We start from the raw sequence: 17,324 nt of genomic DNA, 5'->3' as shown, positions 1-17,324 counted from the left end.
CCAAGGCCCAACCTACAACTCTATTTAAAAATCCTTAAGTTGACGCCATTAAGAGTTCAGCAAGACTTCATCCTTTTTAAAACGTCCCTGTTTAGTTTAATTAATTGACAAAAAAAGAGGCTTATTATACTCTAATAACGATTGAAATTTAACATTTTGTTAAATTTATATACACTTGTGATATTATGGCTCTGACTACAGAGCAACTTGAAGAAGTGCTCAATTATACCGCTTTTCAACCTTATGATGCTCCTCAACAAGAAGCTCTTCGCGAGAGGTTAAAGCACAGCGATTTGGAATATCTCCAAATAGCAATCCTTTTTAGTGACGACGTGAATGGTGGAATAATTCACAATTTAGCTAAAGAGAGCCAAGACAGCGATGCAGCTGCAATACAACTTGGAAAAATTATTGAAAATATCAACGAAAGTATTAATCCTGACTATGGTTATTCATCTACTCCTATTATTAAAAATCTCATTGGCCGCCTTGGTTCCTATGACGAAACAATCGCGAATGATGTTAAAGAATTAACTAAGCAACATGTTGCCATATACAATGCCCGAGTTATCGCCCCTACGATTGATATCCCATTCACTCAACAAAATAACGCAGCCCGTGGGACTTCTTCGCTCTATTGGCTTCAAACAGCCAATAGAGCTACATCCTCTCGTTTGCTACTAGTTGAGATAGAAAGATCACTTAATTCTGATGCTTTATTTAATGCTCAAGAGCGATCTAATGTAGATGATATAATGAATCAAGGACATGCTTTTTTTGGAGGAAGACAACAAAATGCAACAAATCCAGATGATTTAGGCGCAAGATTTGAGCGTACTCAGCTCCAAGCTGTACCGAATTACGAAGCTTTACAAGATTGCAATTGTGTTTTGGAAAGAGAACCGGACAATGTAGCGGCATTACTAAGACGAGCAACCATAAATGAAAATGAAGAGAGTCATGGTTATGATGGCGTGAAGCAGCCTTAGCAGACTATAGGCACGTATTAGAAATAGAACCACAAAATCAAACGGCACTAGATGGGGTTGAAAGGTTAGCTCCTTCTGCAGTACGACACAACATTTGATTAGTTTCTTCTGAAGTCCGTAGAGTTTCTATGTGTCAAATAAACTTAAGGCGTAATAGCTCACGAGGTATGACATTTCTTGAAGCTCGAGATAAAAAACTGCTGTCTTTGCGAACGTAGTGAAGCAATCCAGAACAGAGCTCTAACGAGGCATCGTTCTGGATTGCTTCGCCAAGGCTTGCAAAGACAAAATATACATACCCGTGAGCTATTACCTTAAGGCTAATTGGATGAGCTGTACTTCGAGATGACGCTCCTATCGTGATCTTTCACAAGATGCGACTTTTTATGAAGAGGAGCAAAAAGTGCAATTGTCGAGTTTTTCGCCAACACAATTTCAGGTTTGAAACTCCAGAGGCCCTTATCCCAAACACGAGTTAATTGAGGACTTGGGTTAGAATTAGACTTAACATGTTCAGTAACATTTGTTCTATTGATAGAGAATATACTATTTCTATGAAGTCCAGCAGTTTCTTGAGCAGATAGCTCTGTTCGTTGTAATTGCATTTGACTTAACAATTCCATACACGTAGGTCGTTTTTTGGGTGATACCTGCAGCATTTGATGAACAATATTCCATAAATGGCACAGCTTTTGCCCTTCAGAAGTTTGAGGTAATTTTTGCTTAATTCGGTTTAGCTCTTCATCAACTTCTGTCTGATCTAAACTGGCTATATCGCTCATGAATGTTAATCTGTATTCCGGTGGTTGTAAACGATCCAAAACAAAATTTAAATTAGGAAAATACACGTTACGGAGATAAGTGTCATGGTTAACAAGTTTTCCTTGTAATAAACCGGCAAATACTAATCCTAAATTCCATACATCAATACCTTGTCCCTTATCTTTGTTAAAAGTAATGATATGATCATCTGTATAATGATTAGTTTGCAACTTAAGCATTTCCAGTGCAAATTCCGGGGCAATAAAGCATGAGCTTGCGGTAAGAACATTCCATTTTCCAGATTCATCAAGATCGTCGATGACAACATTATCTACATTTTCATCATAAAATATATTTTCAAATTTAATATCCGCATGAGACAGGTAACCTTCAGTTCTTTCAAACCGATAGGGTATTTTATGAATAGTATTTAGCCCTTGTAGAAGTGACAACATGAATTTATTTTTTTGTTCTGTACTCAATGGTGTTGCGAGCATAAGTTCTGTTAGATTTTTGTGGTATAGCTTCCCTATTTGCGAAATTCTATGATCAAATTCAGTAAAGTCATAGATTTTTGCAATATGGGGTTCATCACTTAATAGTTTTAAATAAGGGATAAGAAAATTTGGGGTTGTATTTTTTAAGACATTCCATTCCCCACGTGATAAGTTATATACGTTTAAACTAAGAGTATCTCTATTGTTATACCTGACATCCTTATATCTATAGACAACAATTTCACCATTGTGCAAAAATTTAATATTTAGGTATGTTTTCATTCCCTGATAAGTGTTCTGGAGGTCTTCATCAGCATCAACTGAATAATAACAAGATGGAGTTTTAGTTCTCATATCCTCTATAATATATGGGTAACGTGCTTTTATGTAATTTTCCGTTTCTTCTCTTTGTTCTTCAGTTAAAGAGAAACTTCTTTCAATGTCACTTGGCCATATCATTTTCTTATGATATGTCGGGGAAAGTGTTTTTGGAAATTCAGGATACTTAGGTTTAAATAGGGTGATTGTATTACTTTTGATTGGGCATAATGTTTCTTTTGCGAACCTACATTCGACAAAATTTTGATAAAATAATGCGGCATAAAATTCAGTTGTTAATGAGTTTTTTGTTCCCTCCTCAAGCAACTCGTTTATTTTTCTATATATTCTTTTCACGTCTATTGAGAGGGCTGGTTTATTTTCAGTATTGTAGGTTATGTGGCTGTCTTGAAGTTCATAAACATTATTTTTATAAAAATCTGGATGATCTTGTTTTAATTGAGATAACAATGTCTCTCCATTTTCTGTTTTCCAAAAACCGCCACCAATTACGCTGGAAATTAGCAAACACTTTAAACTTGCAAATCTCTTTCTAATATCTGTAGTGGGAAAAAAATTGTTATATTGTGGAGGAATGGTATCGTATAAATTTGATAATTCTTTTATAAAGCCAGGTTTTCTAAACCAGCCGTTCCAATCGAGTCCTAAAAAAGGGAACCATGTTTCTGGACATCCAGAGTTGGTTCCTGATGAGCAATAAAAAGGTACACCATCAATTACTGTTATTTTTCTAAATATTCTAGCTGTATCTACATAATTGAAAAAATAAATTGCTGTCATATAAGCCTGATTTAACACGATTAAGTGGGCAAAATATTAACAAATTAAAATTAAGGCTATATTAACAATGCTCATGGCCATTAAGGTTAGAACAATAGAAAAAAGCATATGCTTTTCGAAAATGCTTTATATAATGGCAACCTTATTTTAGGTTGGATAATGTCATCAAGATTTCAGAATTCTGACAAATCAACAGGCCACCAATGATAAAAATGGTGAACAGGTCCATGGCCTTTGCCAACGCTATTATTTTGTGCCGCTTTTATGGCATTGAATAAATAGTTTTTAGCGATTTGACAGGATTCTTGTAGGGATTTTTTTTGCGCAAGACAGGCGGTGATTGCTGCAGAAAGAGTGCAGCCAGTGCCATGAGTGTTTTTAGAATCGATTCTTGGACTTGGAAACCAATGCTGCAGGCCATTTTTTCCCAGTAATAAATCATTGGATGAGTTGTTGCTCAAATGACCACCTTTTAATAAAACATGAGCAGGGCCAAGATCAAGAAGTTTTTGGCCAACAACTATCATTTCTTCCTCTGACTGCGCATTAACTCCTGTAAATGTATGTGCCTCTGGAAGGTTAGGGGTAATTAGAGTTGCCAATGGGATAAGCTTCATAACTAATGTATCTACAGCCTCAGATAGCAGTAATGGATCACCACTTTTGGCAATAGTTACTGGATCAATTACTATAGGTATATCCAGCGCATATTGCTTAAGAAAATTAGCAACTAATTCAATAATCTTACTATTAAAGAGCATGCCGATTTTAATGGCATCGGGCCTAATATCATCAAAAATAGTATGCAGCTGCTCTTCAATTGCTTGTAAAGGAATTTCATAGCAATTTCTTATTCCACAAGTATTTTGGACCGGCAATGCAGTGAGTACTGTCATTCCATAACACCCCAAAGCAGAGAAAGTTTTAAGATCAGCCTGGATACCGGCACCGCCAGAACCATCAAATCCCGCAATTGATAGGGTCTTATAAAGCATGATTAAGCTCCTGTAATCAAGCGCGTAAAATAATTCCAATCAGGAAAGTATAAATTATCAATGAATACTTGTCGAAATAAACCGGGCACTTTAGCTTGTTCTTGTGTTAGTTGACCGCATAAGCCAAAATAGGCTGTAGCTTCTACAGAAGCAAGATAGTAGTTAGGGTTACAGGCAACAAAGGCACTTAAAACGGCAGTCATGGTGCATCCCATTCCGGTAATAAGTGACATTAAAGAGGAACCATAAACGAGGTTTTTTTGCTGTGTACCATCGGTAACGAAATCTTCGGGGCCGGTAATCACAATAATTTTACTGTAATTTTGCGCGAGTGCACGTGCGCTATTCATCGCTGAGCTCACGGCATCAGTAGCTTCTACACCTTTGCTAACATTGCGTGCCCCAGAAAGAGAAATAATTTCACTGGCATTACCACGAATAACACTCACCAACGGCAGTAACTCCATAGCGGCAGAAGTTCTGAGTCTGCTAGCTCCAGTCCCTACCGGGTCAAGGATAACCGGCTTATTCTGAGCGTTCGCAATTTTAATGGCTAAACGTGCACGCTCCATAAAGGCATTAGTGATGGTGCCAATGTTAATGTAAATTGCTTGACTAATAGTGACAAATTCTTCAATTTCATCAATAGATTCAGACATTACAGGCGCTGCGCCGAGGGCTAGTAGGCTATTCGCCATTAAATCCATCGTTACATAATTCGTGAGGCATAATATTAGAGGTTTATTTTGTCGTACTTTGGTAAGCGTTGCTTTAATTTGCTCTATCATGATCGTCTTCACAGCAAAAGTATGGTTTATTCCGCGAAGTATATCGTGGGGCCTACCAGGCTGCAATTTTATCTGGTGGATTTTGTAACGAACATTCTTCGGAAACGGAACCGTCATTGCACACCACTAAACCTGACGGTGAAGCTACTGATGGAGGTAACACACCACCACGCCATAGACAACAGCCTCTGAGCAATTGTAAATCCATGACTGCGTGAGGGGTACAATAGCAAGTAGAATAAAATCCGTTGTTGCAAACGAGTCGTCCTGCAGATGAATCGCAGTAGCTCACGCCACCCATTTTGTTACAACAACCAATGCTGTATTTTTTGGCGGCGAAAGAAGGAGAAAGCAGCAGATTAAGCATGCTGGCAACAAGAATAGGCTTAAACAATCGCATATTGATTATCTCTGATAAATATTATTTTTAGGATAGCATAGAGTTTTAAGCAAGTGTAGACCTTGGTTTGTTTTGCATTACACTAGAGTCCGTTGAGGATGCCGTGGATACGGTACGTAGGGACATAAGATTCGTGTGGATCTCTCGGCAATAACTGGATTTCTTATCTAAAATGGACATTAAAGTAATGATCTGGCTATTTATCTAATGCAAGAAATAATCTGTATTATGTGTAAGATATTTCTTAATCATCACTAAGAAATCTTCTGTTTTTTATTTAGTTTTATTCTTGTAAAGAAAAGTAAAAATAACAATTTTTCAATTAATTATAGAATTGTCCTTTTTTACATTTAATCTAAATCATTGGCTGATTCAGTGTGCCAGGCTATCCAAAAAAAGTTGAATGGTCAATAAGAAATCATTAATATGCATGTTCCACTCAAAAGGATTAATTTACTCAATGTGAATAGTTAAAAAGCAAAATAAAAGTCGTTGACTTTTCGTTATCGTGCCGAAGCCCTAGGTTTTTTATAGGATATTGATAAGGAAAATGAAATATAAAAATTAAAACTGGATTAACGCAAGCCCAACATTCATCTATTGGAGAACCAGAACATGATTATGCTACAAAGGCAAACAATTATCTTAGATAATGATACTTTTTCTATTTTACAGTGTTATTTTGATGCACTATGTGACTCTGGGCTGATTACTGGAACTCTTAGTGACAAGGTAATAAGTTTTGAATCTACTCCTAAAAGTCATTTTCCTAATGATTTATTAGTTTCAGAGTATAAAATGAGCAAGGGACTTTTAAATAAAGGTTTACGTTTCGTAGAGAAAGCATCGAATGCTCATTTGGGAGGCCAGGAAGTAACTTTTCCTCGTATGGAAGCGAAAATAGATGATAAATTGATCAAACTTTATGAGGAATATGTGAAGAGTTGGGCTAACATATTACTTGATGTTTCTTCATTGGAAGATATGACAGCACCAGTCACTGATGTTTCTGATGTGGCCCTGTTTCATTTGTGCAAACGATTTATTGTATTTGTTTTGGCCGAAGGAAACATAAATCAAATTGATCATGAGCGCTATTTGGAGGCAATGAAGAGTTTTATCTTGAGGGTAATGGAGCCTTCAACGAAACTATTTAGAAAAAATGATCTGCCCACAAAAACAGGAATATATTTATACACAACTCATGGTAAGTATTTTTCCAGCTTTAATACTATTTTGGCATGTAGACGCACATCGCAAAGTCATAATATTTGTGTAGATCAAGTTAAAGAATATGTATTAGCATTAAAGAAGGTAGTAATACGTCAAATTATTGCTTATCATGAGCCGACCATATCTCAAGACGCACTGCATGATGATGTGTATTTGACTTCCTTGCAACATATTGAAAGCATGGCTTATAATTCTATTTCTCAAAATCCCAGTCAAGTTACTCTCGAAACCTTACCTAAGCATGACAGATTGCAAGTTATTATTGATTATTTTAACGATAATCAAAGAAATAATAATTACTGCTTTGCCGCTATGATTACTAAATTATGTTCCATCTTGCAAGAGATAGAGAATTTAGATGAAATGCTTGAAGCGATAAGATCATTTATTGCTTATACAAGTTGGATGGGATTATTAGCGGGCATCATCAAGCTTTCTCCGTTAAATGATTATTTAACGACATTCACAAATAGAATCAGGACGGATTTAGATATTACTGTGCATAACCTTTCCATACAATTCAGCGGTTATACGGCACTCGCTCATCATAAGGCAGACGAATTGCCTAAAATCAATCAGCATTTATCGGTTTCATTGACATTTTATAACTTGGATAGTGAGGAATTACATCAACGAATAAAGAAAGAAATTTGCAGTGATTTAAGTAAAATCTATATTATACAAAGAAAATTAGACATAACCCTTATTGAATCGGGACAAATGCAATACTTAACAAACTTCTACACTCAGGAAAACAGGAATAGCTTGCCTGCTCCAAAGACCACATCAACAACCACAACTACTTCTTCAGAAAATACAAGCAGTGCACTCCAAAGTACGACTATTCAAGTTATTGCACAATTATTTAATAGGTATGCTAATGACAAAGGTTATAATACAGATTTAACGACTGATGAACCTCTTAGATCTGCAACAGGACAAATGCACGAAGCGCGTGCACGGTGGATTAGAGAGTGTTTATTGCTTTTGGTACAACCCCAATCTGAAAAATTAATTTTAGGTGAGCTTGCAGTGAAGCTTATTGTACTTGAAATAAGTCCAATTTATGAGCATTTTACGGCTACTGTGGGGAGAACAGAGATTCAGAAATGTATTGAACAAATAAAGCGCCTGCTTAGTCAGCGGCTCACCGATAAGCCAGGTGAGACCACAAGCGCTAATGCAAATCCCATGGAGCCTATTGTAATTGATCATCAGGAGAACCCTAACGATAACACAGACCCTATAGTTAACCAAGAACCTCTTCAACAAGAAGTTCCTCAGCCAGCATCCGTACAGGAAATTCCCCAGCAAGCTCCCGCGTCTGAGCTTCCAACTTTTGTGACTTATTTAAGTGCTTGGATTAAACAATTACTGTGTGAAGAAAACAAAGAGAAGAGACCGCTCTTCATAAAATTAATTGAGCAGACTAAGGGTACAAAAAAGCAATTACGGCAATTTGAACAACTGCATGCGGGATATTTGCAGGATTTACGCCATTATAGAACTCAAGAAGATTTATGTGATGATTTAGCAATAATGCTGGAGTGGGGTGGCACGGAAGAAAAAAAAGAAGTTACAGGCTTTATGGAAAAAGCGCATCGTGGGGAGAATGTTATCCACTATTTGAATTCACAACAAGAGCTTCCTGCTGATGTGACTCCCTATAAAAAAAGCTACATCTTTTTGGCTACTAATGCACTATTCTACATTGATGAACAAGGCAGGTCTCACTCTTTAGGAAATAATTATACAGTACCGCCAACACAAAAACCATTGATCTTAGACAATGCGCAAATGAGAGAGTTGGTGTGTAAGGGTACTGGTAATATGCAAGACCCGGCAGTATTTTGGGTGCAGGAGTCGCGAAATGAGCTGAAATCACAAAAGAGAATAATTGATGCTCATGCAGAAAAGAAAAACCCGTTCTTTAATCCCTTTACAGAAAGTACTAAAATCTTGGTTAAGGAACTCAATAATAAATTAACAATAGAAACACTTAGAGATCAGTTTAAGGCAGATGAATTTTTAGCTGGCATTAAACGACATCTGCTGCCGGTGAAGAAGAAGGATGAAAAGCAACGTGCTGACGAATATAAAGCATTAGATGCTCTGTTAATTGTCTTAATGGATGAGCTTCAAAAAGAAATCGTCTCAAAAGAACAACAAACATTTTGTGAACAAACCATTCGTTATGTTATGGCTTTAGGTGCAAACCCATTGCTCTGGATGAATCAGGTCCAGCAAATATCTCAGGAAAATCGTCGTGGATATATGTTAGTAGTAGAACAATCACAACTGATTTTATCGCATCTTGAAGAACGTGCTTTATCTTTAGGCGATACGGTCTTTTTATTAAAAGATAAATGGCGCCGTTTAAACCAGGCTCTTGTAGCCTTTGCCCGGCGTTTACATGAGCGTTCAACATCAGAAGACAGCAGGTTGTGGAACGTTTTTTCGCAAACTTTTAATCTGAATGCACGTGATGGGGCACAATCAGAACGCACTACTATTTTTTTGCAGATTTTAGAGATTATGTATGTTTTGCTCAATGATAGTTTATTAGCAATGGTAGCACCCCAAAAGCAAGAAACCCAAACAACACAAAAGCTATCCACTGCGATTACCAACAAACAAGATTTCTTTATGAGTGCAGTAAAAATGTATGTATGTTCTGTATTATCTAAACCTGAAGAAGATTTGGTAATTGATGGCGACGTATTGGAGAAAATTAATTCAGACCGCGCATGGAGCATACGAAATTTAGGGAGAAAAACTTTCGTTGAGTTATTTGAAGCTTATTCTGATCTTCAAAATGAATTAATGCGTTTGGCAGAAGCAAGACAACGATATGTTAGGCAATATAAAGCAAAGGAAGAACTGGAACGTGCTCACGCTCAAGTTAACACATTGAACTCTATGCTCGGAAAGCAAACACAACGAACAGATAATGCGAATGAACAGCTGAATAATGCGAATATAAAGCTGAGTGAAGCAGTTAAAGAGAAAGAAGAAGCAGTTAAAGAGAAAGAAGAAGCAGTTAAAGGAAAAGAAGAAGCAGTTAAAGGAAAAGAAGAAGCAGTTAAAGGAAAAGAAGCAGCAGTTAAAGGAAAAGAGCAAGAGAAACAACGTGCGGATGAAGCTGAAATTAAATTACATGTTTCGATGAGTCGTATGATAACTATGTTTCTTCCTGGTCAATTAGGGAGCGCGAGTTTCCGGAACATTCCTGAGCGTCGCAAGGAATTTGACCGTCGGTGTAATGCATTGGTGCAGGATGTGAAGCAGGTTTTTTCTACGCTTTCTGGCGTAGCCATTGAGAACGAGTTGCAAAAGCAATTGCGTGAAAAAGAGTACGCCCATTTAAGCGATTTAGTTGGCGTGTCGTTAGGGGGCAATCTGTACAGTATGTATGGTGCTTCATCCAGTTTTGCATCTGCGGCGCAAGCTTCTTCAGCGTCAAACAACAATAATCATCGGGTTTAGGAGGGAGGCATGAGAAATCTTTTGCGTGGGCTCCTCGCTGAATTGAGCCTCAAAAAAGAGGACGCATCCAAATTTGGTATGAATTGGGGTGTATTGCATGCATCACGGAGGGAAGCGTTGTTAACGGCGTTGCTGCAGCAATGGTCGGGATTGAATGCGTACTTTAAGAGACTTTCTGTGGAAGAAGTAACGATTCAATTGGCTGAGTTAAATAAGGAGTTACTTAAATTAGTTGTTAACTCTCCGCTTCACTGTGGAGATGTTCAGGTTTTAACGCATTATCTTTCCTGTAAATGGACACCTTTTGAGAAGCCTATAGCATTTTCTTTAGAGCAATTGTGGCCTGCAGGTATTGATGCGAAAGCTCGTTATCAAGAGCATATGAGCGTGTTTTTGCATGAGGACTTTGCTTTGAATAAGGGGTCATTAATTGAGAGCCCCAATAATTTTGCTGTTTTTAAGATGCGGTTGGATTTTTTTAAGCGTTTGCGCCGTTTGTATTTAGTGTCTGCAGTGCCCGAAGCGGAGTCATCGAAGGATTCACCCACGCTTCTTATTCGAATGCAGAACATTCTTGTGGCATTGATGGATTGGTTGCGTACGGTATTCGGGTCGCGAGTCATGGTGAATGATACGAGGTATTGTGACGTAGCTGATGCATTATGGGTTTTGTTACAAGAGTTTGATTTAGCGTCGTCTCATCCTGAAGCATTGACCGCCTTAAGTGACTGGTATGAGCGCGGGAGGGCGTATTATGCAGACAGGCCTTACGTCCATAAAAAGGGAATTGAAGCGATAGAACATAAGACGAGCACAAGACCTTGGGAGGGGATGGAGCGCAAAATCGACAAAGTTGTCCAGCGATTAGATAAAGAGTTAACGCAAGTGGCGCAGTGGAATGCGTATGATGGGCGCGTTGAATTAATGCGCCTGCTGCCGACCCCGAGTAAAGCGTCGGAGTATTTGGTTTTGTACCAGCGAATGGAGGCACGGTTTACGCAATGGAGCCAATATGCTTGGCGTATCCGCCAGCATTATGAACGGGTTTTACGCCAAGACACAAATAATTATTTATTTCTGCTGCAGACATTTGATGATGCGTTACTTAAATTGGAAGAGAAGATGCAAGTTGCCAAAAAAAAATGGCGCCAAAGCATGAATCAATTTGGCAGTAACGATGTATTTTTCCAGCAAGCCAATGCTCTGCTGTGCCGATTAGAGAATCAGTGTGTGCGTCGCTTAAAGTACGCGCATTGGGTGCATCAAACGGCCTACGTGCCCGGGGAAACGGAGCATGCGTTGGCGTATGAAATGAACCAACGCAATAAGCATCAAAATCACGAGTATTTTGCGAACTATGATTTAAAGCAAGCGCTTACTGTGTCGGATTATGCGGTAGGGCAATTGGAAGGTGCTTGGCGGGAAATAAAGCAACGTGTTCTTCCAGCCATCCATCCGGATAAAGGAGTAAGTACGGATAAAGAAGAGCAGGTGATTCGCGAGTATTGCATGCAGCAGATGGACTCATGGAAAAAAGAAGCAAAGCGTATTCGAGAAATCTGGGCACAAGGCCAATGGCAAGCTCAATCCCCCTCATTGCCACTGCTAAAAATTCAAGGGAGTGCTGAAGCGGAAAATAAAGAAGCAGAAGTTGTTTTTGTCCCTGCGGTACGTCAAGAAAGATTGGGCATCACAGAAGAAGAGAAGAACGAAGAATTAAATATTGTATTGCCCCCTCAAGCCCCATTGGATTTAAGCAGTTTAGTATTGCATGAGGAATATGTGAAGAACCTGAAGCAGGCACAAACCCCTGCAGAACGCAACCGAAGGAAAGAACCTACGGCATGTGTTTCCACAAAGAAGTTGTATGCTGGCAATGCTCAAGGGCGAGAGGCTTTTGACCGATGGTTGTTTTATGAAGAGATGATGGCACGCAAGTTAAAACAACAGCTGGATGAATTAGCGAAAACACAAGAACAGCTGAACAAAATGCACGAGCAGTTTCAAGAAGAAACACAACGAACAGATAATGCGAATGAACAGCTGAATAATGCGAATATAAAGCTGAGTGAAGCAGTTAAAGAGAAAGAAGAAGCAGTTAAAGAGAAAGAAGAAGCAGTTAAAGGAAAAGAAGAAGCAGTTAAAGGAAAAGAAGAAGCAGTTAAAGGAAAAGAAGCAGCAGTTAAAGGAAAAGAGCAAGAGAAACAACGTGCGGATGAAGCTGAAATTAAATTACATGTTTCGATGAGTCGTATGATAACTATGTTTCTTCCTGGTCAATTAGGGAGCGCGAGTTTCCGGAACATTCCTGAGCGTCGCAAGGAATTTGACCGTCGGTGTAATGCATTGGTGCAGGATGTGAAGCAGGTTTTTTCTACGCTTTCTGGCGTAGCCATTGAGAACGAGTTGCAAAAGCAATTGCGTGAAAAAGAGTACGCCCATTTAAGCGATTTAGTTGGCGTGTCGTTAGGGGGCAATCTGTACAGTATGTATGGTGCTTCATCCAGTTTTGCATCTGCGGCGCAAGCTTCTTCAGCGTCAAACAACAATAATCATCGGGTTTAGGAGGGAGGCATGAGAAATCTTTTGCGTGGGCTCCTCGCTGAATTGAGCCTCAAAAAAGAGGACGCATCCAAATTTGGTATGAATTGGGGTGTAGAGGGCCTTAACTTAATGACAGAGAGAAAGAGGAAATAGCCTTAAGTTGACTCCATTAGGAGAACAGCGAGAGCTGTTTCCGCTATCAAATTAAATGAGTGCAATGGCGAGCTGTTTGAAGATATTACACTAGAATAAAAGTAAAATATTCAGGATAATACTTTAGTAAATAATCGGTTGCTAATCCTGCAAGAAAGCCAAATAAATGAGCCTCCCAAGAAACTCCTTTTTGGTTTGGGAAAATGCCAAAGAAAATACCAGCAAAATAGTAAAGACTAATTAATCCAAGAATGATTGCCGTTAATGAGCCATTTTGATAAATATTGCTGACCAAAAAAGCCCAATAACCGGTAATCACGCCACTAGCACCAACATGCACTCCAGATTTGGCAAAGCACCAAATAGCAAGGCCACTTAACACAGTAATCATTACTGTGACCAGAAGAAAATAGGGTAATCCATAAACCAATATAAAATTACTTAGCACTACTAAAGGGACGCAATTAAAAAAAAGATGATTAAAATTTACATGCAAAAAGGGAGCAAAGATAACTCCTGCCAGGCCATTTAGTTTTCGCGGAGTAATTCCAAGTTGATACAATAACTTTTTATCAATACGGGTGATGAAAAAGACAGTCCATAAAATAATTAACATCGCTGCTAAGAACGCGCTATTATTTTGGGTCTGCATAATAATTAAATTAAGACTACTAATGAGATTATCAAGCATGGCAGTATTTGTATCCTATGATATGGCCTGGGTTTGTTTTACTTCGCAAGCGAGTTTTCCCTGGGCTAAGCGTACTTCGATTTGCTCACCTACTGCTACTTGTTTATTGGAAAAGAGTACTTTTCCGTTTTGAGTGGCAATTGCATACCCTCTATCCAGTGTAGCCAAAGGGCTTACTGCATGCAAGGTAGATAATTGCGTGCGTAGTTGGTATTTCAGATCATGTAATTTGTGCTGCATCTGCTGCACTAATTGATTCATAATTTGGTGCAGATGTAATTGAGTTTGTTTGATGTGCATACTTGGATTTTGTGCATTTAATTGATGAGTACTTAGATGTAATTGATGCTTTTTGTGTTTGAGCAGTTGCATCATGTTTGAAATGAGTTGTCGTTCTAAATAATCTGTAGTTTGCCAATAGCTGGCAATCGCTTTTTGTGGTGATGATATTTTATCCATTAAATGATGCAGTTTGATCTGGTATTTTTGTACCTGACGTTGCATGGCTTCTAATAGGCGTAATTGTAATTGGTTTAATAATTTAAATAATTCCAGGCAGTCTGGAGTGACTGCGGCTGCTGCTGCGGTTGGTGTTTCCGCGCGGTAATCAGCGACAAAATCAGCAATGGTAAAATCTGTTTCGTGCCCCACACCGGATACAATCGGAATACTGCTTTGAACAATGTGTCGGGCTAATTGTTCATCATTAAATGCCCATAAATCTTCAATGCTACCGCCGCCACGTGCCAAAATTAAAACGTCGCAGCGTTTTTCATAATTAGCACGTTGTAAGGCATTAATAAGTTGTTGGGCTGCCCCAGCACCTTGAACTTCACTTGGATAAATCAATACCCGTGCCAAGGGAAAGCGTCTTGCAAGCGTGGATAACATATCGCGAATCGCTGCCCCAGTGGGTGAGGTGATGATACCAATTTTTTGTGGTATGACAGGTAATGGTTTTTTATTGATACGATTAAATAATCCTTCCGCCGCCAGTTTATTTTTTAACTCTTCAAATTGTTGATACAGAGCGCCAAGTCCGGCTTCAGTGACTTGCTCAACAATTAATTGATAATCGCCCCGAGCTTCATAGAGGCTTAATTTTCCACTGGCAACAATATGTAGGCCATCATTAAGTTTTGTGGCAATGGTACCGAAATGACGATTTTTAAAAAAAACGCAACGTATCTGGGCACCACTGTCTTTTAGAGTGAAATAAAAATGTCCGGATCCTGGTTTACTCAAATTAGAGATTTCACCCTCAACATGAACCATGCCTAATTCATTCTCAAGATAGCTTTTAACTTGACGGTTTAATTGAGTTACGGTGAGTATTGCTGCATGCGCTTCCATAAATTTTAATCATACCAAATAGAGAATTTGTCATCTTATCAAACTGTATGCTCACATGCGATAACTATTGCTTGTGGGAATTCATGCTAGAGCTATATTGGCAATCATTATAAGAATACGCTATCATCTGAGCAACGTTATTCATGAAAAACTTTAATAACAATAAAATGAATCGTACTCGTAATAGAAAAACTAATATAATCGCATCATTTTTCTTATCATTCTGCATTTTAAATATGACGGGTTGTATTGACCTGTCTGCAGCTAAATATCATCCAGTGAAAAAGGAAAAACCGCATTCGAAGGTAGTTGCTACGGCTTCTAAGAAAAAAGTTGTCCAGGCAAAAAAATATCGTGGTGAAGTCCATACCATGCTTGGTGGCTTGGGTGTTTTTAGTACGGGAATGAAAGAGTTAAGCAGTTCTGTTGTGGATACTTATGAAATTCCAGCACCTAGTTCCATGTGGTATAACGCTGGGGATGTTACTCGCAAAATTGTGACCTATTATTACAAGCAAAAAGATCACCGACCTATTATTTTAGTAGGGCATTCATTAGGTGCGAACGAGCAAATTAAAGTAGCGCGTAATTTAAATAAGTTAAATATTCCTGTTGCTCTCCTTGTCACTGTGGATGCGGTGTCGCAAACAATAGTGCCACCTAATGTCAAACACGCAATGAATTTTTATAAGCCAGGTTATGTGCCCATGTTTAGTGGTTTGAAGCTCAAAGCAGTAGACCCCGTTAAAACTAATGTGGAAAATATTAATGTTGGTGCATTAAAAGGTGTTAAGGTAAATCATTTTACAATTGATAAAAATCCTGTGGTACAGGCAATGATCATGAAAGAAGTTAAAAAGGTAACAAATAATGCAAATAGAGCAAAAGCCTAAGGACAGTCGCCATTTTCGCGTATGTGTTATCGGGGCCGGTCCTAGTGGGCTGGCTGCAATTAAAAATTTACAAGAGCAGGGAGTTTCTGACATCACCGTATTTGAAAAGAGTAATCAAATAGGTGGTAACTGGGTATATGATGAGGAAAACAATCATTCTAGCGTATATGAAACAACACATATTATCAGTTCAAAGCGCTGGTCCCAATTTGAAGATTATCCAATGCCCGCGCATTATCCGGATTATCCTTCACACCGTATGGTACTGAAGTATTTCAATAGTTACGCAGAGCACTTTGATTTAACTAAATACATTTGGTTTAATACAACAGTAACCAAAGTAACTCAAACAGAACAAGAACAATGGCTCGTAGTTTATCAAGATGAACGGGGAATGCATGAAGCGTGTTTTGATTATTTACTCATAGCAAATGGCCATCATTGGGATTCTTATATGCCCGAATATCCTGGTGATTTTTCTGGTGAGATTTTACATTCACATCAATATAAAAAAGCATCAGTATTCCAGGGAAAGCGTGTACTTGTTGTCGGTGGTGGAAATTCAGCATGTGATGTGGCAGTAGAAATTGCACGAGTTTCGCCAAAGACATACATCAGCATGCGTCGTGGTTATCATATTTTTCCTAAATTTATTTTTGGTAAAGCAACAGATGATGCGGTAGCTAAAACTTTGTGGATGCCTTCTTGGTTACGTCAGAAACTATTTGCTTTGGTTATTCGTACCTTGCAAGGACGCTATCCAAAGTATCATTTAATGAAACCTGATTGTGGTCCTTTAGAAATACATCCGACAATTAATAGTGAATTGCTTTATTCTATTCGCCACGGAAAAGTATGCCCCATTTCTGGGATTACTCATTTTGCAGGGAATAAAGTACATTTTACCAATGGCGAACAACATGAATTTGATACGGTCATTTTTGCCACAGGTTATAAAATCAGTTTTCCTTTTTTTGACAAAGAATTTATTGATTTTAGTAGCTCGACTAAAGTTCCCTTATATCGCAAGATGATACATGCGGATTATAAAAATCTTTATTTTATTGGTTTATGCCAACCGCAAGGATGTATTTGGCCTTTAGCAGATTACCAATCAAAGATTGTTGCTCGTATTATCATGGGGACATTGAAACGCCCAGAGCAGTTGCATGAAAAAATTGCTCATGAAATGAATAAACCTCATTACCGCTTTAAGTCGCATATGCGTCATGCATTAGAAGTAGATTACCATCGTTTTCGTAGAGAACTTATTGAAATGTTAGGTTAGGGGTTGGTACTACCTTGGCAGCAAATGGTGGCCATTTTATATTTATTTTGATAAAAATGTTATCTTTAACGATAATGTAAGTAACTCCCCAGGTATTTAATTGAGCTCACCGGGCTTCCCCTCTCCACCGCGC

11 protein-coding genes are annotated in these 17,324 nt (G+C 38.4%); 5 read left to right on the top strand and 6 right to left on the bottom strand.

Annotation, left to right across the window (positions count from 1 at the left end; all coding sequences use genetic code 11):
* The first annotated feature begins 185 nt into the window (after positions 1 to 185).
* Positions 186 to 989, top strand: coding sequence for a hypothetical protein (locus QM652_RS11340; RefSeq protein WP_415075854.1), 804 nt, complete (start codon positions 186 to 188; stop codon positions 987 to 989).
* Between the two features lie 320 nt (positions 990 to 1,309).
* On the opposite strand, the gene QM652_RS11335 is transcribed toward QM652_RS11340, so the two are convergent.
* The 4 genes from QM652_RS11335 to QM652_RS11320 all read right to left on the bottom strand — a co-directional run bounded on the left by QM652_RS11335 (position 1,310) and on the right by QM652_RS11320 (position 5,550).
* The gene (locus tag QM652_RS11335) at positions 1,310 to 3,367 is read right to left on the bottom strand and encodes a protein kinase domain-containing protein (protein WP_415075852.1); all 2,058 of its coding nucleotides are present in this window, start codon (positions 3,365 to 3,367) and stop codon (positions 1,310 to 1,312) included.
* Positions 3,368 to 3,540: 173 nt separating this feature from the next.
* Positions 3,541 to 4,362: a bifunctional hydroxymethylpyrimidine kinase/phosphomethylpyrimidine kinase gene (thiD, locus tag QM652_RS11330; RefSeq protein WP_415075850.1), complete on the bottom strand. Its 822-nt coding sequence runs from the start codon at positions 4,360 to 4,362 to the stop codon at positions 3,541 to 3,543.
* Positions 4,363 to 4,364: 2 nt separating this feature from the next.
* On the bottom strand, positions 4,365 to 5,150 hold the full coding sequence (thiM, locus tag QM652_RS11325) for a hydroxyethylthiazole kinase (RefSeq protein ID WP_415075848.1): 786 nt from the start codon (positions 5,148 to 5,150) through the stop codon (positions 4,365 to 4,367).
* Between the two features lie 52 nt (positions 5,151 to 5,202).
* Complete coding sequence (locus QM652_RS11320; RefSeq protein WP_415075846.1) at positions 5,203 to 5,550, bottom strand: neurogenic locus notch; 348 nt, start codon at positions 5,548 to 5,550, stop codon at positions 5,203 to 5,205.
* A 615-nt stretch (positions 5,551 to 6,165) separates the two neighbouring features.
* On the opposite strand from QM652_RS11320, the gene QM652_RS11315 reads away from it, so the two are divergent.
* On the top strand, positions 6,166 to 10,269 hold the full coding sequence (locus tag QM652_RS11315; protein ID WP_415075844.1) for a hypothetical protein: 4,104 nt from the start codon (positions 6,166 to 6,168) through the stop codon (positions 10,267 to 10,269).
* A gap of 9 nt (positions 10,270 to 10,278) precedes the next feature.
* Complete coding sequence (locus QM652_RS11310; RefSeq protein WP_415075842.1) at positions 10,279 to 12,834, top strand: hypothetical protein; 2,556 nt, start codon at positions 10,279 to 10,281, stop codon at positions 12,832 to 12,834.
* Between the two features lie 217 nt (positions 12,835 to 13,051).
* Here QM652_RS11310 and QM652_RS11305 read toward each other — a convergent pair whose 3' ends face one another.
* Both QM652_RS11305 and xseA read right to left on the bottom strand, forming a co-directional pair.
* Positions 13,052 to 13,657 carry a rhomboid family intramembrane serine protease gene (locus tag QM652_RS11305; protein ID WP_415075840.1) on the bottom strand — a complete coding sequence of 202 codons (606 nt, stop codon included), beginning with the start codon at positions 13,655 to 13,657 and terminating at the stop codon, positions 13,052 to 13,054.
* 15 nt (positions 13,658 to 13,672) lie between these two features.
* On the bottom strand, positions 13,673 to 15,010 hold the full coding sequence (gene xseA / locus QM652_RS11300) for an exodeoxyribonuclease VII large subunit (RefSeq protein ID WP_415075838.1): 1,338 nt from the start codon (positions 15,008 to 15,010) through the stop codon (positions 13,673 to 13,675).
* Positions 15,011 to 15,177: 167 nt separating this feature from the next.
* Here xseA and QM652_RS11295 point away from each other — a divergent pair, with 167 nt between their 5' ends.
* Positions 15,178 to 15,903, top strand: coding sequence for a hypothetical protein (locus QM652_RS11295; RefSeq protein ID WP_415075856.1), 726 nt, complete (start codon positions 15,178 to 15,180; stop codon positions 15,901 to 15,903).
* Positions 15,881 to 17,191, top strand: coding sequence for a flavin-containing monooxygenase (locus QM652_RS11290; protein WP_415075836.1), 1,311 nt, complete (start codon positions 15,881 to 15,883; stop codon positions 17,189 to 17,191). Before QM652_RS11295 ends, QM652_RS11290 begins: the two co-directional genes overlap by 23 nt.
* Positions 17,192 to 17,324 lie beyond the last annotated feature (133 nt).

Origin of the sequence: Legionella sp., from assembly GCF_047605385.1 — a bacterium.
Taxonomy (GTDB): Bacteria; Pseudomonadota; Gammaproteobacteria; order Legionellales; family Legionellaceae; genus Legionella.
The sequence above is the reverse complement of the archived record's forward strand: the minus strand, read 5'-3'. Positions and strand labels throughout refer to the sequence as shown.